Here is a 17,043-nt window from a genome sequence, read left to right as displayed (position 1 = left end):
CTTACTGACCCACAGGAGTTCCCGTCATGCGCCTAATCCGCCTTTTTACCCTTGCCGCGCCATTGGTCATGCTGCTTCCGCTGAGCGCCCAAGCAGCCTGGCCTGCAGGCGAGCGTAATGCCTTCATGAAGGATTGCACTGAGGCTGCCAAGAAGACTATCGGCGAGGCAAACGCCAAGAAACACTGCGCCTGCGGAGCCGACGAGTTGAACAAGAAGTTCACCACCCAGGAAATCACCCAACTGATGAGCAAGCAGACCCCGCCGTCACCTGAACTGGTGAAAAAGGCGCAAGCCGCGATTGCCGTCTGCAAAGCCCAGTAAGCAGCGTTTTGAGCGGGTGTTTTTACCCCAAAAAGCGGCTTGAAACCGCGAAAAAACTGCCAGAACCAACAATTTATGCAGTTTTTACAGCTTTTTTTATCGCTTTTATTTTTGGCTAAAACCCTTGTAAACCGGGGCTTCCAGGCATTTCCAGGGAGAAAGAAAGCGCGACAGCAGGGCAAACCGTGCTGCTGGGGGGGTTCCAAGTCGAACATTTCGACTATGATACCCCGGTGTGCCCAGTTGGCCTGAGCAGCACAGTACTACTGAAAATATATGTTTCTTGGAGATACACCATGTCTAATCGCCAAACCGGCACCGTTAAATGGTTCAACGATGAAAAAGGCTTCGGCTTCATCACTCCTCAAGGTGGCGGTGACGACCTGTTCGTACACTTCAAAGCTATCGAAAGCGACGGTTTCAAAAGCCTGAAAGAAGGCCAAACCGTTTCCTTCGTGGCTGAGAAAGGCCAAAAGGGTATGCAAGCTGCACAAGTTCGCCCAGAGTAATTTCCAGGCGCACTAAAAAAACCCCGTCCATGTGACGGGGTTTTTTATGGGCGTTACTTTAGCCGCTACGCTGTCAGCCGCAGTTGACCCGAGTAATTACCAGGCCAGCATCGGTGTTCAGGTTCAAGCGATCGGAACGGTACTCCAGGGTGATCATGTCGTTCGGCCGCAAAATCCGTGCACTCTGCGAGCCGGAGCGGGTGCGAGCCTCTTCCAGCAGTTGTGGCGAAGCTTTCTTGCCGATGGTGAATTCGGCGGCTTTGGCATCACAGCGACCGCTGCCCGCCTCTGCCACTGCGGGGTCTTTTGCCGACTCGGAGGTGCTGCTGCAACCGGCCAACATGACCGCGGCCAGCACAGTACCCAATGACGCGAGCTTCCAAGGCATGAAGCCTCCTTACAATAATTAAGCTGAATTCGTGCGACAACCGACCACCATTGAGGCGTTTGGTTCAGGGTCGCGGCCATCACCTTGCCCTCAAACGCGTCGAGCACGCAAGTTTGCCTGAGCCATCGCGCCCTGTTCAGCGCTCAATCGTCACTGAATATGAACAGGCCTCAATAGACATCAATGTAATCGTAGGGAGGATTGGGCCAGTTCTCCTTCAGCGCATTGAAGATCTGCATGACCCACACTTCATCGCTGGCGGCGATTCGTCCGACGTAACCAGAGCCCTTGGCCCACGTCTCCAGGCGAAACAGCAGGCCGTCGATTTCGCTGCCACCGACAACGCCCGAGGAAATGTAGGCAATACCGCCCTTGGTCACCCGCAATTGGGTGTGTTCATCGTCGCTGGCTGCTGCGAGCAACTGGCGTACCGCCTCCAGGCTCAAGCCGTCTGGGGTGTTCAAATCAATCTGCACAGCAGGGTCCTTGGACAGTGATCAAAGACCAAGTGTCGCATAGCCCTCCTTTGATGCCTAAGTCGGAGTGCCAAATGCGTGACAAAATGGTTAACTCCTCCCTCAGACTTTTCCGACTTCACGAGCGCCATCATGACCACCGTAAGTATCGACGCCGACATCAAAGCCAAATGGCCACAGGGCCATAGCTCCTACAGCCCTGGCAGTCCGGAAGAGCTTGCAATCATCAGTATCGACCTACTGGTCAAGGAACTGGGAGCCGATGCAGCCCACACCTTCATCGCGCAGATTTTCGAGAAGTACCCTTCCGAGCACAAAGGCAGCAGCGCTTTGGAGCGCGAGTAACCCCCGCAGTCTGGCCCCTGCGGGGACAAGCGCTACTTACTTAAGGCGCGCCAGGCGCTCGGTCAGCAGGTCGAAGAAGCCCTGGGCATCGCCGCTTTCCACCCAGAATGCATTTTTCGGGGCCTTGAGGCCGTCATACCAGTCGACGATCGTCTGGCCGAAGGTCGGACCTTCGCGACTGTCGACCACGACGTTCACGTCACGACCACTGAACAGCTCAGGCTTGAGCAGGTAGGCAATCACGGTAGCGTCGTGCACCGGACCGCCCGTCATGCCGTAGTGCTCCATGTCGCCCTTGACGTATTCATTGAGAATATCGCCCACCAGTTTGCTGGCCTTGTTGTTCAGCGTGGCAATCTGCTGCAGGCACGCCTCGCTGGTGAGGATCTTGTGGGTCACGTCCAACGGCAGGTACGTCAGCTTCACGCCACTCTTTTGCACCACCTCGGCCGCCTGCGGATCGGCGAACAGATTGAACTCGGCCACCGGGGTGATGTTGCCGCCATTGAAGTGGGCACCGCCCATCACCACCACTTCCTTGATGCCCTGCGTGATGTCCGGGGCCTGGATCAACGCCAGCGCCAGGTTGGTCTGAGGCCCCAGCATGGCGATGGTAATGCTGTGGGGCTTAGCTGCACGCAGGGTGTCGATCAGGTAGTTGACCGCATTGCCTTCGGCCAGCCCGGCCTTGGGCTCATGCACCGCCACCCCGGACAAGCCTTCCTTGCCATGAATGTCCTCGGCATAGATCGGCGTGCGCAGCAGCGGCTTCGGCGCACCGGCATACACCGGCACCTCTTCACGCCCTGCCCACTCCCGGGCCAGCCGCGCGTTACGCGAGGTCTTGTCCAGGCGCACGTTGCCAGCCACGGTGGTCAGGGCGCGAATGTTCAGCTCCTCGGACGATGCCAGGGCAAACAGCAGCGCCACCACGTCGTCGGCACCCGGGTCGGTGTCGATGATCAGGTCAATCCTGGGCGCCGCGTGCGCGCCTGTAGCGGTAAGCAAGGACAAAAGCAGCAGGTTCCTGAGCAAATGATGGATCTGTTGAGCATAGCGGTGCATGGCGCACTCCTTGTGCGTGAATGAAACGGATCAGGTTTAGAACGTCACCCCGGCCACCAGAACGATATTGCAGTAGGGCTGGCATTCGCCGGTGCGCACAATCGCCCGCGCCTGGCGGCTGAGTTGCTTGAAATCGTCATGACTGAGCACGCGCCGCTCGCCGATCGCCCCCTGCCCCGCCAACGCGTCGAGTACCGGCAGTGCCGGCGGCTGCTTGAGCAGGAGCTCTTCGGCCAGCACGTGGCTTTCCACCTGCATCTCGCTGAGCACCACCTGCAAGGTGCTGACAAAGTCAGGGATACCCTGGGTTAGGGCCAGGTCGATCAATTCGACGCCGGGCGGCACCGGCAGGCCGGCATCGCCGATCACCAGCATGTCGCCATGCCCCAGTGAGGCGATCAGGCGCGACAGGGCGACGTTGAGCAGTGGGGTCTTTTTCATGGGGCGCTGAATCCTTGAACGTCGGACAGGCGAGGAATCGAAGGTTGCGCACCGGCACGGGTCACCGACAGCGCAGCCGCCACCTGACCAAAACGAATGGCCTCGGCTTCGCTTTTGCCGCCGGCCAATGCCGCGGCAAAACCACCGACAAAGGTGTCGCCGGCTGCCGTGGTATCGACCGCCTTCACCCGGGGTGCCGGGAAGTGCTGAAAACCCTGGCCATTGGCAAACAACGAACCCTCCGCACCAAGGGTGATGATCACCTTGCCAGCCCCCATGGCGATCAACTGGCTCGCCGCGGCCTTGGCCGTCTGCAGAGAGTCCACGGGCAGCCCGCTCAGCGCCGCGGCTTCGCTTTCGTTGGGAATCAGGTAGTCGATGCCGCCGTACCACTGCGCCGGTAACGCACCACTGGCCGGCGCCGGGTTGAGGATCACGGTCTTGCCCAGCTCGCGCCCCCGACGCAGCACGTGCCCCACCGTGTCGTATGGCACTTCCAGCTGACAGATCAGCACATCGGCCGCCTGCAGGATGGCGTCGAACTGATCGACCACGGGCGGGGTCAACGCGCCATTGGCACCGGCCACTATCACGATCGAGTTCTGGCTGTGATCATCGACCACAATCAGCGCCACGCCACTACTGCCCTCGACAGTGCTGAGCGCCTGGCAATCAATCTGTTCGGCCAGCAGCGCCTCGCGCAGCTGCGTGCCATAGGCATCGCTGCCGACACAACCGACCATTGCCACCTGCGCGCCCAGGCGCGCCGCAGCCACCGCCTGGTTGGCCCCCTTGCCGCCCGAAACCGTGGTGAACGACTGGCCGATCAAGGTTTCGCCGCCCCGGGGCAAGCGCGGCGCGCGGGTTACCAGGTCCATGTTCAAACTGCCTACAACCACTACTTTCGCTGGCATGTATCGATACTCATCAAGTCACTTCAGCGCAAAGAGTCGAAGACGCCGGACAACGGCGCAGTCGACTCCCGCAGGACAATGCTGGGCGTCACGATCTGCTGATCGGTCGCCAAGTGGGGAGCCGCGATCCGGCGCAACAGCACCTGCGCCGCCATCTCTCCCAGTTGCAGGATCGACTGGCCGACCGTAGTCAGCGCCGGGTAGACGTAGCGGCTCATTTGAATGTCGTCAAAACCGATCACCGACAGCTCGCTCGGCACCCGGATGTTACGTTCAGCGGCCGCGCGCAGCACGCCGATGCCCATCATGTCGTTGCCGGCGAAAATCGCCGTGGGCGGGTTGCTCGCCAGCAATGTGGCCGCCGCGTTGTAACCGCCGGTGCTGGTGAAATCGCTTTCGAGCATGCGCTCGGTCGGCACTTGCACCCCCGCCTCTTTCAGCGCCCGGCAGAAACCGGCCAGGCGCATCTGGGCCACACTGGTGTGCGCCGGACCGCCGATGCTGGCGATGTCACGATGCCCCAGCTGCAGCAAGTGCCGGGTCGCCAGGTAGGCACCGTATTCGTGATCGATGCGCACCAGGTCCGCATCCAGCCCTTCCAGCCCGCGGTCGACAATCACCATCGGCGTGCGCACGCCCGCCAGGCCCTGGGCCAGCCCGCTATCGCCACCGGCGGAGGCGACGATCAGGCCATCGATGCGTTTTTCCAGAAGCACCCGCAGGTAGCTGCGCTGCTTGTCCGGGTTATCGTCGGAGTTGCACAGAATCACGCAATAGCCATTACGCTCGCAGTAGTCCTCAATGCCCCGGGCCAATTCCGCGAAGTACGGGTTGAGGCTGTTGGGCACCAGCAGGCCGATGGTCGCGGTGGTCTTGGCCTTGAGCGAGCGAGCCACAGCGCTGGGCACGTAGTCCAGGCGCTGGATCGCCGCCTCGACTTTCAGCCGCACCTCTTCACTCACCGGCCGGGTCTTGTTCAGCACATGCGACACCGTGGTATAGGAAATCCCCGCCAGCGCCGCTACATCCTTGATCGTTGCCATGCTTAGCTCCGGCGCTGGGCGCGTTGGCTGCGATAGGTGTCTAGCACCACCGCAATCACAATCACGGCACCGGTAATGATGCGCTTGGTCGGCTCACTGGCGCCAATTTGCGCGAGCCCGGCGGCCAACACGGAAATGATCAGCACGCCGAAGAAAGTGCTGATCACCGAACCGCGCCCACCCATCAGGCTGGTGCCACCAATCACCACGGCCGCGATGACTTGCAACTCAAGGCCGGAGCCGGCATTCGGGTCCGCTGCCTCCAGGCGCGAGATCTGGAACAGCGCCGCGACTCCCGCCAGCAAGCCCATCAGGCTGAACACCAGAATCTTATAGGGTTTGGGATTGATCCCCGCCAGGCGCACCGCCTCTTCGTTGGTGCCAATGCCGATCAAGTAGCGACCAAACACGGTGCGGGTCAATACCGCCTGGGCGATGAAGATGATCAGCAACGCGATGATGAACGACGGCGAGATCCCGAAGGCAATCGGGTTGGACAGCCAGGCAAAGGCATCGCCGATGTAGGCAGTGCGCGAGCCGGTCATCTGGTAGGCCACGCCGCGGGCCATTTCCAGCACCCCCAGGGACACGATGAACGAGGGAATGCGCCAGGCCACGGTGATCGAGCCGGTAATGGTCCCGGCCAGTGCCGCAGCGGCCATGCCCAGCAGCGCTGCCGGCAGGACACTCCAGCCCCAGCCGAGGATTGCCACGCTGACCGTGGACGCCGCCAGGGCCAGCACAGAACCCACCGACAGGTCGATTCCGCCGATGATCAGCACGAACGTCATGCCGACCGCCAGCACCATCAGGTCGGGAATCTGGTTGGCCAGGGTGCTGAAGGTGTCGTACGACAGGAAATGACTGCTCAGCACCGAGAACAGCGCAATCATCGCCAGCAAGGCCCCCGCCAGGCCCAGGTAAGTACCCAGGCCGTAAAAGTTGCCACTACGTTTGCCAGCGGACACTGCAGTTTTCATGGAAGATCCCTAGGCGCTGCTTCGTTGAGCAACGCATCACGTTTTTGGTAGCCGGCAAAAGCGGCAGCAAGCAAATCATCCTGGGTCCAGCTGTCGCGCTCAAAGGTCTCCACCAGGCGCCCCGCCGACAACACGCCGATACGGTCACAAATCAGCATCAGCTCACGCAGGTCACTGGACACCACCACCAGCGCCTTGCCTTGGCGCGTCAGGTCGCCGAGCAAGGTGTAGATATCGAACTTGGCCCCCACGTCGATGCCGCGAGTCGGTTCGTCGAACATCAGCACCGAACACTCACGCTCGAGCCAGCGGCCGATCACCACCTTCTGCTGGTTACCACCGGACAACTCGCCCACCAACTGGCTCGGGCTGGAACTGCGAATGCGCATAGCATCGATCTGCCGTTGCGCCAGTGCGGTCTCCGCACCCGGATTGACGACCCCGCCCCTGGAAATCTCCGGCATGTTGCCCAAGGCAATATTGGCGCTGATCGACTGCGTCAGCAGCAAGCCCTCGCCCTTGCGGTCCTCGGTGATCAGCGCGATTCCGTGACCCACCGCATCGGCCGGCGAGCGGATACTTACTACCTGCGCAGGGGAACCCAGGGCCACGGTACCGCTGTCCGCTGCGTCGGCGCCGAAAATCAGGCGCAACAGCTCGGTACGCCCAGCCCCGATCAAGCCGGAAATGCCGAAGATTTCTCCTGCGCGCACCGTGAAGGACACATCCAGCACCTTGTCCGCCCGGCTCAATCCCTGGACCGTGAGTGCCGGCGCACCGATCTGCCGCGACCCCAGGTCAATGTGCTCGCCCAGCTCGCGGCCGACCATCAGGTTGACCAGTTGCTCGCTGTTGTAGTTGGCCATTGGCTCGACGCAGACCAATTGGCCGTCGCGCAATACCGCAATGCGCTGGGCCACACGGGCCAGTTCTTCGAGGCGATGGGAGATATAAATGATCGCTACGCCCCGGGCTTGCAGGCGACTGATCTGTTCGAACAGCATCTCGACTTCACGGGCCGTCAGCATGGCTGTCGGCTCGTCGAGAATCAGCACGTGGCAGTCACCAATCAGGTTGCGGGCGATTTCAACCATTTGTTGATGACCGATGCCCAACTCCCCCACCAGCGTGTCCGGGTCGATCGCGTCAAGGCCGACTTGCGCCATGGCCTCAATCGCTGCACTGCGCAGGCGCTTGTGACTGATCCAGCCGCCGTTGCTAGGCAGGTTGTCGAGGAACAGATTCTCCGCCACCGACAAGGTCGGCAGCAGGTTGAGTTCTTGCATGACCATGCGGATCCCCAGGGCTTCGGCCTGAGCACGACTGCCCGGGCGGTACTCCTGGCCCTGGAACTGCATATGCCCGGTCGTCGGGGTGACCAGGCCACCGATGATCTTCGACAACGTGCTTTTGCCGGCACCGTTCTCACCGGTCAGCGCCAGCACTTCGCCACGCATCAGCGTCAGGTCGATGCCGCTCAACACCGGTTGCGCATACGTCTTGCCGATACCGCTGACCGCAAGAACCGCGTTCGAGGCACTCACTGACATAACAAACTCCCCATGCGCCCGCCCGCACGGGCGAGCGTCATTGTGATGCCAGATGGGTTATTGGGTGACCAGTTCAACCGGCGTTTCGATCACGCCCAAGGGGCCACTGTCGATTTTTTCGCCCTTGAGGATTTTCAACGCGGTTTCGATGCCAAACACTGCCTGCTTCGCCGCGAACTGGTCGGCGGTGGCCAGGACACGACCGTCCTTGAGCATCGGCTTGATGGCATTGATGTTGTCATAGCCCACCACTTGCACCTTGCCTGCCTTGCCAGCGGCTCGCACCGCGGAAACGGCGCCTACCGCCATGCTGTCGTTACCGGCCAGCAGGGCCTTGATCTGTGGGTATTCGCTGAGCATCGAGGAGGCAACCTGATTGCCCTTGTTGATCTCCCAGTCACCGGACTGCAGCGACACAACCTTGATCTGCGCCGCCTCCATCGCGTCCTTGAAGCCCGCGGTACGTGCCTGGGCATTGGTGGTGGTGGAAACCCCCTCGATGATGCCGACTTCGTCACCGGCCTTCAGTTGCTTGGCCAGGTACTCCCCGACCAGACGCGCGCCCTTGCGGTTGTCCGGGCCGACAAAAGGCACGCTGATGTTCTTGCTCTTGAGCACATCCGGGTCGAGCTGGTTATCAATGTTGATCACCGTGATACCGGCGTCCACGGCCTTCTTGATCACCGGCACCATGGCCTTGGAGTCGGCGGGTGCGATCACTAGCGCGTTGACCTTGGAAACGATCATCTGCTCGACGATGCGAATCTGGTTGGCGGTGTCGGTTTCGTCCTTGATCCCGTTGGAGACCAGTTCAAAATCACCCGAGTGTTCTTTCTGGTAGGCCTTGGCGCCATCTTCCATGGTCAGGAAGAACTCGTTGGCCAGGGATTTCATGACCAGGGCGACTTTGGGTTTTTCGGGGGTGTCGGCAAAAGCCGAAGAGAGGGGCAAAGCGGTGGAGGCGGCAGCCAGCATAGCGACAGCAAGAAGACGTCCAGCGAATGGCAGCTTCATGGGTTCACTCCGATCTTATGATTATTGTGAGCAACGCGTGCATCGCCAGCAGCGCCACAGCCATCGCTGCTGTTCACAGGCACCACTGCGCAAACGTTTGCGTAGACCGAACTATGGGAAACCTGCTGCCATTTGTCAACGACTCACCAATGCCTGAACACTCAAGCCGTGGTGTTGACCAGTCCACCCGAAGTCGAACCTTTGCCCAGCTCCTTGGCGAGGGCCGCCGCGGTCTCCATCAGCGCTGCGCTGGTCGAGGCGATCTGCCCTTGAATGCCCGCCACCACGGTGGCCTTGGTTTCGGGCGCCGGATAAGACGCAGCCTGGGCAGCGGCCAACTGTTCCTGTTGTTTTTGCAACAATGCCTGCAGTTCCTTCATGCGCTTTTGCAGGGTTTGCACCAGGGTATTGCCGCCGGACTCTTGCGAAGACGGACTTGACTCGGCCTGCAGCCTGGAACTGACCACCGGTTTGCCTGCGCCCTGCTCCTCGACAGCCAACACGTCGCCCGGGGCATCTGCCAGCGCTTTGTCCGACGCCTGGACAACCACCAAAGGTCTTTCGTTGATACGAACCGTAAGGCCAGGGGTTGAACCGATTGATGTGGTCATCTGAGCTCCTTGGAAAAATGATCCTTCACGGAGCATCGGCTAGCACCGGGTTTTCTTGAATGCCGTGGTCGAGCAAAGAAGTGGCGCACACGCGCAAGCCGTAGGAATTTTCGGACAACCGAACACTTCTTCCACTCCTGGTCGGGATTCCGGACACGCCTCGTTACATCAAAGCTCAACAAATCAATTAATACCTTATAAATCAATTACTTATAAGTAATCGAATTCTCGCACAAGGCTGGTACAAATCCTGCTCTAACCCGCTACCCCCGGCATACAGATCGGCCTGGGGGAATCTAGATGAACCTGCATCAGCACCGTCATCACTATTAGAGAGAAAATAATGAAATCTGCCTTCAACACCCTTGTTCCGGGCGCCTTGGCCCTCCTGCTGCTTCTGCCGACAGCCCTGCAGGCAAAAGAAGTCGCCAACCAGCAAAAACTGGCGAATGTGGTGATCCTCGCTACCGGCGGCACCATTGCCGGCGCTGGCGCCAGTGCCGCCAACAGCGCGACCTACCAGGCCGCCAAAGTCGGGATCGAGCAACTGATCGCCGGCGTGCCCGAACTGAGCCAGGTGGCCAATGTTCGCGGTGAGCAAGTGATGCAAATTGCCTCCGAGAGCATCACCAACGAAAACCTCCTGCAACTGGGCCGCCGCGTGGCCGAACTGGCCGACAGCAAGGACGTCGACGGCATCGTCATCACCCACGGCACCGACACCCTGGAAGAGACCGCCTACTTCCTCAATCTGGTGGAAAAAACCGACAAGCCTATCGTCGTGGTTGGCTCAATGCGCCCCGGCACTGCCATGTCGGCAGACGGCATGCTCAACCTGTACAACGCCGTTGCAGTAGCCGGCAGCAAGGACGCACGCGGCAAAGGCGTGCTGGTGACCATGAACGACGAGATCCAGTCGGGTCGTGATGTCAGCAAAATGGTCAACATCAAGACTGAAGCGTTCAAGAGCCCATGGGGCCCGATGGGCATGGTCGTCGAAGGCAAATCCTACTGGTTCCGCCTGCCGGCCAAGCGTCACACCATGGATTCGGAATTCGATATCAAAACCATCAAGAGCCTGCCTGACGTAGAGATCGCCTACTCCTACGGCAACGTCAGCGACACCGCGTACAAAGCCCTGGCCCAGTCCGGCGCCAAGGCGATCATCCACGCTGGCACCGGCAATGGCTCGGTGTCTTCGCGCGTCGTGCCGTCCCTGCAAGCTCTGCGCAAGGATGGCGTGCAGATCATTCGCTCTTCCCATGTCAATGCCGGCGGTTTTGTCCTGCGCAACGCAGAACAGCCAGACGACAAGTACGACTGGGTCGTGGCGCATGACCTGAACCCGCAAAAAGCTCGGATTCTAGCCATGGTTGCCCTGACCAAGACATCGGACAGCAAAGAGCTGCAACGGATGTTCTGGGAATACTGATTGAGTGCGTGCGGCCCGCCCGGGTTGCACGCTTACCCTCCTGACTCGCCCGTCCGGGCGAGTCAGCGCCAGCCCTGGCGCAAGCACTGCAAAAAAACCAGCCAACGTACACCAAAACACAAAACCTGCGGTCTGAGGATTTTCTTGAATTTTAAGCAGTTGCGAAAATGCTTACAGTTAAATACTGTATGCACGTACAGCTTAATAAGGACTCTCCCGTGGCCACTTCCCAAGCAAACAGCAACCCACCCGGTTCTTACGAAAGAATGGGTTTACGCATTCAAAAAATCATCAACTCGCCGAACGCGCAAAAAGCCAAAGCCGCACTGATCTTCCGCCTCCCCGATGAGCCGGTCGATGAGTGGGAACGACTGCTCGAAGAAATCGCCGAGAACGACAATGTCACCCTCGCCCATCGCGACGACGGTGGCGTGCAGATTTTCTGGGTCGTGCCGAAGGAAGATTGAGTCGATGATGGTTCGTTGTTTTGCTTTGCTGCTGCTCCTGGTGGCGGCCGGCGCACACGCGCAGGCGCCACGTACATTTAACGAAGCGAAAAAGATCGCCTGGACGCTCTACGCACCGCAGTCCACCGAGTTCTACTGCGGCTGCAAGTACACCGGTAATCGGGTCGACCTGGCGGCCTGTGGCTACGTACCCCGGAAAAACGCCAACCGCGCAGCACGCATTGAATGGGAACACATAGTGCCGGCCTGGCAGATCGGCCACCAGCGCCAGTGCTGGCAGGAAGGTGGACGGCAGAACTGCACCCGCCATGATCCAACTTACCAGCGCGCCGAGGCCGACTTGCACAACCTGGTACCCAGCATCGGCGAGGTGAATGGCGACCGCAGCAATTTCAGCTTCGGCTGGCTGCCGGTCCAAAGCGGGCAATATGGTTCATGCTTGACCCAGGTCGACTTCAAGGCCAAGAAAGTCATGCCACGCCCATCCATCCGCGGCATGATTGCCCGCACTTACTTCTACATGAGCAAGCAGTACGGCCTGCGCCTGTCCAAGCAGGATCGGCAATTGTACGAAGCCTGGAACAAGACCTACCCGGTGCAAGTCTGGGAGCGCCAGCGCAACCAGAAGGTGGCTTGCGTCATGGGTCGCGCCAATGAGTTTGTCGGTCCGGTCGACATGAAGCGCTGTAGTTAAGACCAGGCCCGGGGTCCCCCACCCCGGGCCCCAGACAGGCTAGCTTCCGGCTTTGTTGTGACGCCAGTACCCCATGAGGTTGAGCATTTGCCGAGGAACCTGCCGCTCACTGACCAGATACTTGCGCAGACTCATGACGGCAGCACTCTCCCCGGCGATCCAGGCATAAAAAACCGTGCCCTGTGCGGAACCGGTTTCCCAGAGAATCTCCTGGTCGACATCAATGTCGGGCAATGCCCTGTGGTCGCCGGCTGCAAGGTTGAAATCCGGTAATTGGGCGTGCTGCACGGCCTCAACCATCAGCATGCCCGCAGCGACAGGCGCACACTCATCACGGATCAGCCATTGCACATCCAGCCCCGGCCACTGGGGCACCGGCAATCGATCGGCAGCCGTTTGCACTTCGAAAAACGCCTGAGTCGCTGGCTGCGCCTGCTGCCCAGCCAACGCTTCAAGTATGCCCAGTGCGGCCGGCAGCGCGGTGGCGTCGGCCATCAGCAGCAGTTGCCCCAGCCCCACGGGTGGCTTCCATTCAAAACCACCGGTTTGCTCGGCACTGAAACGTCGGTCAGGTGCAACGATCTGTAGACTCGCACCCGGCTGGGCATGCAGCGCCCAGCGTGAAGCCGGCCCCGTTTCGCCGTGCAAGACAAAGTCGATATCCACCTCGCCTTGGGTAGGGCGAAGGTGGCGAATGGTGTAGGTGCGCATTGCCGGGCGCTGCGCCAGGGGGAGGGAACGGTAGCCGGTGTGCCAGTCCGCATCATGGACCAGCCTGGCAAGACTGCCATCGGCGGCCGGGAAAAACAGCTTTACCCGCTGATCCGGTGCCCAAGTGGCCATGCCGGTCACCATGGGCCCGGCCAGCGTCACTCGCATCAGATGCGGGCTCAGCACCTGCTTTTGTTGCAGGACGGCGTCGAACACGGTGTAAGGGGCAGCGCGGGCCATGGGAACCTCCCTTGAAGGTGATGAGTCGTTATCCCTATAGACGGATAACACTGCTCACTCTTTAGGCAGGCATTACTTGGCGCTGTTGTGCTCGATGACCAGGGTCTCGATATTCTGCTTCTTTGCCTTGACCAGGGCGGCGGCCACCTGAGCCTGGCGACTTTCGGCATCAGCCTTGGAATTGAAGGGCCCTACCAGCACACGTTGTTTGCCGTCTTGCGTGACGACGTAGGAAACAAAGCTATGCTCGATCAACCACCCGGTCAGGTCACTGACGGCCTGCGGAGTCGAACCTTGCACCAACACATCCCACTGCGGCACAGCGACCTCTGCCGGGCTGGCAACCACCGGCGCCTGAGGCTTCTTCGCCCCCTGCCCGACCTGCTCACCGCACCCGGTCAGCGCCAATACCGCGATCACCCACATCAATTTGCGCACAGCTTTTCCCTCTGAATGCCAAAGGCGCAGATCTTATCACTCAAAAATGCCTCTCAACCCAAGCAAACAGGGGATAAAACAACGAGAATGATGATTGCAGGCTCTGTATAGTCGCACCCCGGGAATTAATGCAGCGTCTACGCGTCAGAAAGAAGCACCCAAACCGTGACACTTCGCACTAATCTATACGTATTACCGACATCTGTACGTGAGTCAGGTGCCCTACAAAGCTATCAAGGAGAAGATCATGCTGATACTCACCCGCAAAGTCGGTGAAAGCATAAACATCGGTGACGACATTACCATCACCATTCTGGGCGTTAGCGGCCAGCAGGTCAGAATTGGTATCAATGCCCCGAAAGACGTTGCGGTGCATCGAGAAGAAATCTACCAGCGCATCCAGGCAGGCCTGACTGCACCGGAAAAACCGCAAACCTGAGCCTGAACAGCAATCAGAAGCCAGCCTGCTTGTTTGAGTAATGGCTGGCTAAAGATTCTGTGCACTGCATAGGTTCTGGCCGCGCCCTATCCGACCTCATGCCCCCCAACAACGTCGATACTAACGGGACAACCCCAGGCGACGCTGTCAGCCGATTCTCTTTTCTCCCGTCGGAACCGTCGTCAGAGCAACCCTCAGCCGAATGTCACTGCGCGCGCCACGCCCGTGGCCGCGATGACCATCAACACGATCAACAACGCCTCGACATGACAGATCCTGGCAAACAGCGCAGTGCGCCCGGCGTCGATCGGAGCCTGCCGCCCCAATGCAATACGCCACTTGATCAACGCCAGCATGGGCGCAATTTCCAGCAGCACAATGATGATGAACAACGTCATTTTCAGGTGGAACAATGGCTGGTGCAGATAGTAGTCCGTCCCTTTTTCGTATCCGCCAAAGGCCCGCAGCCCTCCCGTCAGCAACAAGATGATCGCCGAAACACCCCAGACGTTATCGGCCAGCAAAACACTGCGGGCCCCGTTGCCATCCGGCATCACTCGGCGAAAAGCCGCGGCACGTGCCAGCACGGCCCACAACGCGAGGGCATAGGCCAGCAGGTGAACCGCCGCCAGCAACCAGTGAACAGCCATAGCCTGGACTCCCCTTCTGAACGGAAAAACGCTCCGTCAGTAGTAGCCCATTGCGCTGGACTTCGCCTGCCAGGCGCTGATCGCTGCGCCATTGAAAACAGCACGCTCGATCATTCCCCCAGAACAAAAAGACTTGTCCTACATCCTGATAGCCGTAACGGACCTATGATTACCTGATCACCGCCGCAAGGATTTGCAACACTTGTGATCACCTACGCTGCCATCGCATTTTCCACCTTGGTCGTCATCACACTCGGCATGGCTTTCTGTGGCTGGTACCGCCATCTAAGTCATGAGGAGAACGACCGGTTGTCTTCCCGCAGCGAACAGGCAAAACCTTCGTTAAAAACGGTTGCCCATCGGAATTCCAATCCACGACCTTGAGCTGATGGCAGTTTGCCGCTATTGCTTAGACTCACCATCACGCGGGTCAGAGGAGGCGAGCATGGTTCCAAGATATGTTGTAGTGCCGGCGATTCCGGTCGAGACCCAATCCGTGCGCGGAGGGAAACACTCCTACTGCCAGACATCCCCCACCGGATTCAACCTCTACGACAACCAGGACAAGCTGCGCTTGCAACAGGCCTACCCGAGCCGCCTGGAGGCTGAGGCCGAATGCGCCAGACTCAATACCGAACGCCTGCGAACCTCGCTCGACACGCACCTTCAAGTCGGCGGCGCCTGAAACCGGGGTTCCTCAACGGCGACAAAGGCTGTCCGCTAAACACCTGACCTGCTGAGTAGCGGCCTCGCGAGCAGGCAAATCCTGCACCTCACCCAGGATAGTTTTCTCGATAATCACCGCGTGGGAATCACTGATCCCGATAAATTGCAGCCAGGCCGCCACGTAAGGCTCCTGGAAGTCGAAATACTGTGCCGGCGTGCTCGACCGCGGCGAAAAATCCAGTCCGCGGGCGTAGACCACCACGGCCTTCTTGTTGTGCAGCAAGCCATACAAGCCACGCTCAGGATCGAACCCGAACAACAGGTCTTTCTGCGACACCAGATCGATGAAGTGCTTGAGCTTGTAGGGGATACTGAAATTCCAAAGCGGCACGGACAGCACCAGCAGGTCCGCGCGATGCAGCGGTTCGGCCAACGCCCTCAAGGTGCTCCAGGCGGCTTGCTGCGCGGGCGTCAAGGCTGTGCCTGCGAGCCCGGCATACTTGGCGTCCATGGCATGCTGATCAAACTCCGGGAGCGCCATAGCCCACAGATCGAGGGTGACGATCTCGGTGTCCGGGTGATGCTCCTGATAACGGCTGATGAAGCTGCGGGCAACCTGCAGGGAGGCCGAACGCTGTTTACGGGGAGAACATTCAATATGCACGAGCCTAGCCATGGATGACCTCAAGAGTGGGAATCTGGAGGCCATTGCAACATAGCGCCAATTAAAATATAAATCGTGATTAACTACCGTATTGATCACGAATTTAACTATGTTCGACATTCTGCTACTCAAAACCTTTGTCACCGTGGTCGATGAAGCCGGCTTCAGCCGCGCCGCCGAGAAACTGAGCCTGACCCAGTCCGCAGTCAGCGGGCATTTACGCCGCCTGGAAGACCAGGTCGGCAAACCGCTGCTCAAGCGCACGACCCGCTCACAACAATTGACGCCCGACGGCGAACGCCTGATCGCCTATGCCCGCACGATCCTCGCGCTCAACCGGGATGCCTGGGCGGAACTGACTCGCGCCCCCTTTCACGGGCGACTGCGAATCGGGCTGTCCGAGGATTTTGTCGAAGCACGGCTATTGCGCACGCTGCAAGCTTTCGCCGCGCAGTACCCAGGCCTGGAGATCGATGTACAAGTGGGCATTCCCGGCACCTTGCTCAACCAGATGAAACAAGGCCATCTGGAACTGGTGATAGGTTCGGTGTGCGAAACCCACGAACCGGGTCAACTGCTCTGGCAAGAACCCCTGGTGTGGGCCGGGCCCGCACACCCCCTAACCTCGCTACCGACCCCCCTGCCCCTGGCGCTCTTCCCGGAACCATGCCCGTATCGCGAGGTGGCGCTGACCCGTCTGGCCCAGGCGGGAATCCCTCAGCGCACGGCCATGTCCTGCACCAGCACTGCCGGGTTGCGGGCCGCGGCACTGTCCGGTTTTGCAGTGGCACCGATGGCGACCAGTCAATTGGGCCAGGGGCTGGCGGCACTAGGTGTGGAGCACGGCTTGCCGGACCTGCCAGATGCACAGTTCCGGCTGTTTGCCGCACCTGGAGCGGATCAGTTGATTGTCGCGGCGATTTCGGGACTGATTGTGGAGTATTGCGCGACGCGCAGGGGACTGGAATAGACCAGGCTTGCCC

General features: G+C 59.8%; 23 protein-coding genes. 9 read left to right on the top strand and 14 right to left on the bottom strand.

Features of this window, described 5'->3' with window-relative positions:
- The first annotated feature begins 26 nt into the window (after positions 1-26).
- Both AACY45_RS17875 and AACY45_RS17870 read left to right on the top strand, forming a co-directional pair.
- On the top strand, positions 27-323 hold the full coding sequence (locus tag AACY45_RS17875; protein WP_339546682.1) for a hypothetical protein: 297 nt from the start codon (positions 27-29) through the stop codon (positions 321-323).
- A 296-nt stretch (positions 324-619) separates the two neighbouring features.
- Complete coding sequence (locus AACY45_RS17870) at positions 620-832, top strand: cold-shock protein (protein ID WP_003179963.1); 213 nt, start codon at positions 620-622, stop codon at positions 830-832.
- A gap of 73 nt (positions 833-905) precedes the next feature.
- On the opposite strand, the gene AACY45_RS17865 is transcribed toward AACY45_RS17870, so the two are convergent.
- Positions 906-1,220 carry an I78 family peptidase inhibitor gene (locus tag AACY45_RS17865; RefSeq protein WP_339546681.1) on the bottom strand — a complete coding sequence of 105 codons (315 nt, stop codon included), beginning with the start codon at positions 1,218-1,220 and terminating at the stop codon, positions 906-908.
- Between the two features lie 170 nt (positions 1,221-1,390).
- On the bottom strand, positions 1,391-1,696 hold the full coding sequence (locus AACY45_RS17860) for a hypothetical protein (RefSeq protein ID WP_166590579.1): 306 nt from the start codon (positions 1,694-1,696) through the stop codon (positions 1,391-1,393).
- A 132-nt stretch (positions 1,697-1,828) separates the two neighbouring features.
- On the opposite strand from AACY45_RS17860, the gene AACY45_RS17855 reads away from it, so the two are divergent.
- The gene (locus AACY45_RS17855; RefSeq protein WP_095169248.1) at positions 1,829-2,041 is read left to right on the top strand and encodes a hypothetical protein; all 213 of its coding nucleotides are present in this window, start codon (positions 1,829-1,831) and stop codon (positions 2,039-2,041) included.
- A 36-nt stretch (positions 2,042-2,077) separates the two neighbouring features.
- Here AACY45_RS17855 and AACY45_RS17850 read toward each other — a convergent pair whose 3' ends face one another.
- From AACY45_RS17850 to AACY45_RS17815, 8 genes are all read right to left on the bottom strand, one after another.
- On the bottom strand, positions 2,078-3,106 hold the full coding sequence (locus tag AACY45_RS17850) for a nucleoside hydrolase (RefSeq protein WP_339546680.1): 1,029 nt from the start codon (positions 3,104-3,106) through the stop codon (positions 2,078-2,080).
- Between the two features lie 36 nt (positions 3,107-3,142).
- Positions 3,143-3,547, bottom strand: coding sequence for a D-ribose pyranase (rbsD, locus tag AACY45_RS17845; protein WP_339546679.1), 405 nt, complete (start codon positions 3,545-3,547; stop codon positions 3,143-3,145).
- Entirely contained in the window at positions 3,544-4,461 is a 918-nt protein-coding gene (rbsK, locus tag AACY45_RS17840; RefSeq protein ID WP_339546678.1) for a ribokinase, read from the bottom strand. The genes rbsD and rbsK overlap by 4 nt, the downstream gene beginning before the upstream one ends.
- Before the next feature lie 23 nt (positions 4,462-4,484).
- Positions 4,485-5,504: a LacI family DNA-binding transcriptional regulator gene (locus tag AACY45_RS17835; RefSeq protein WP_339546677.1), complete on the bottom strand. Its 1,020-nt coding sequence runs from the start codon at positions 5,502-5,504 to the stop codon at positions 4,485-4,487.
- 2 nt (positions 5,505-5,506) lie between these two features.
- Positions 5,507-6,484, bottom strand: a complete 978-nt coding sequence (locus AACY45_RS17830) for an ABC transporter permease (RefSeq protein WP_339546676.1) — start codon at positions 6,482-6,484, stop codon at positions 5,507-5,509.
- Positions 6,481-8,034 (bottom strand): sugar ABC transporter ATP-binding protein, encoded by a 1,554-nt coding sequence (locus AACY45_RS17825; protein ID WP_339546675.1) that lies wholly within the window; start codon positions 8,032-8,034, stop codon positions 6,481-6,483. The genes AACY45_RS17830 and AACY45_RS17825 overlap by 4 nt, the downstream gene beginning before the upstream one ends.
- A 57-nt stretch (positions 8,035-8,091) precedes the next feature.
- Positions 8,092-9,048, bottom strand: a complete 957-nt coding sequence (locus tag AACY45_RS17820; protein ID WP_339546674.1) for a sugar ABC transporter substrate-binding protein — start codon at positions 9,046-9,048, stop codon at positions 8,092-8,094.
- Positions 9,049-9,209: 161 nt separating this feature from the next.
- Positions 9,210-9,659 (bottom strand): hypothetical protein, encoded by a 450-nt coding sequence (locus AACY45_RS17815; RefSeq protein WP_339546673.1) that lies wholly within the window; start codon positions 9,657-9,659, stop codon positions 9,210-9,212.
- 343 nt (positions 9,660-10,002) lie between these two features.
- Here AACY45_RS17815 and AACY45_RS17810 point away from each other — a divergent pair, with 343 nt between their 5' ends.
- From AACY45_RS17810 to AACY45_RS17800, 3 genes are all read left to right on the top strand, one after another.
- On the top strand, positions 10,003-11,091 hold the full coding sequence (locus AACY45_RS17810) for an asparaginase (protein WP_166590569.1): 1,089 nt from the start codon (positions 10,003-10,005) through the stop codon (positions 11,089-11,091).
- Between the two features lie 188 nt (positions 11,092-11,279).
- Positions 11,280-11,558 carry a DUF1654 domain-containing protein gene (locus AACY45_RS17805; RefSeq protein WP_339546792.1) on the top strand — a complete coding sequence of 93 codons (279 nt, stop codon included), beginning with the start codon at positions 11,280-11,282 and terminating at the stop codon, positions 11,556-11,558.
- A gap of 4 nt (positions 11,559-11,562) precedes the next feature.
- Positions 11,563-12,252 (top strand): endonuclease I family protein, encoded by a 690-nt coding sequence (locus tag AACY45_RS17800; protein WP_339546672.1) that lies wholly within the window; start codon positions 11,563-11,565, stop codon positions 12,250-12,252.
- Between the two features lie 39 nt (positions 12,253-12,291).
- Here the strand turns inward: AACY45_RS17800 and AACY45_RS17795 are convergent, their stop codons facing one another.
- Entirely contained in the window at positions 12,292-13,203 is a 912-nt protein-coding gene (locus AACY45_RS17795; protein ID WP_339546671.1) for a siderophore-interacting protein, read from the bottom strand.
- A 72-nt stretch (positions 13,204-13,275) separates the two neighbouring features.
- Positions 13,276-13,641 (bottom strand): SPOR domain-containing protein, encoded by a 366-nt coding sequence (locus AACY45_RS17790; protein ID WP_339546669.1) that lies wholly within the window; start codon positions 13,639-13,641, stop codon positions 13,276-13,278.
- A gap of 247 nt (positions 13,642-13,888) precedes the next feature.
- On the opposite strand from AACY45_RS17790, the gene csrA reads away from it, so the two are divergent.
- Positions 13,889-14,080, top strand: coding sequence for a carbon storage regulator CsrA (gene csrA / locus AACY45_RS17785; protein WP_008057174.1), 192 nt, complete (start codon positions 13,889-13,891; stop codon positions 14,078-14,080).
- A 194-nt stretch (positions 14,081-14,274) separates the two neighbouring features.
- Here csrA and AACY45_RS17780 read toward each other — a convergent pair whose 3' ends face one another.
- Positions 14,275-14,730 carry a DUF2214 family protein gene (locus AACY45_RS17780; RefSeq protein ID WP_339546668.1) on the bottom strand — a complete coding sequence of 152 codons (456 nt, stop codon included), beginning with the start codon at positions 14,728-14,730 and terminating at the stop codon, positions 14,275-14,277.
- A 445-nt stretch (positions 14,731-15,175) separates the two neighbouring features.
- Between AACY45_RS17780 and AACY45_RS17775 the strand changes: the two genes are divergently transcribed.
- On the top strand, positions 15,176-15,415 hold the full coding sequence (locus AACY45_RS17775) for a hypothetical protein (RefSeq protein ID WP_339546667.1): 240 nt from the start codon (positions 15,176-15,178) through the stop codon (positions 15,413-15,415).
- Between the two features lie 12 nt (positions 15,416-15,427).
- Here the strand turns inward: AACY45_RS17775 and AACY45_RS17770 are convergent, their stop codons facing one another.
- On the bottom strand, positions 15,428-16,072 hold the full coding sequence (locus tag AACY45_RS17770; protein WP_339546791.1) for an FMN-dependent NADH-azoreductase: 645 nt from the start codon (positions 16,070-16,072) through the stop codon (positions 15,428-15,430).
- Between the two features lie 97 nt (positions 16,073-16,169).
- Here AACY45_RS17770 and AACY45_RS17765 point away from each other — a divergent pair, with 97 nt between their 5' ends.
- A complete protein-coding gene (locus AACY45_RS17765; RefSeq protein ID WP_339546666.1) occupies positions 16,170-17,030 on the top strand; it encodes a LysR substrate-binding domain-containing protein in 861 nt (286 codons plus the stop codon).
- Positions 17,031-17,043 lie beyond the last annotated feature (13 nt).

The organism is Pseudomonas sp. RA_35y_Pfl2_P32 (genome assembly GCF_963970735.1).
In the GTDB taxonomy this organism is placed as follows: domain Bacteria; phylum Pseudomonadota; class Gammaproteobacteria; order Pseudomonadales; family Pseudomonadaceae; genus Aquipseudomonas.
The sequence above is the reverse complement of the archived record's forward strand: the minus strand, read 5'-3'. Positions and strand labels throughout refer to the sequence as shown.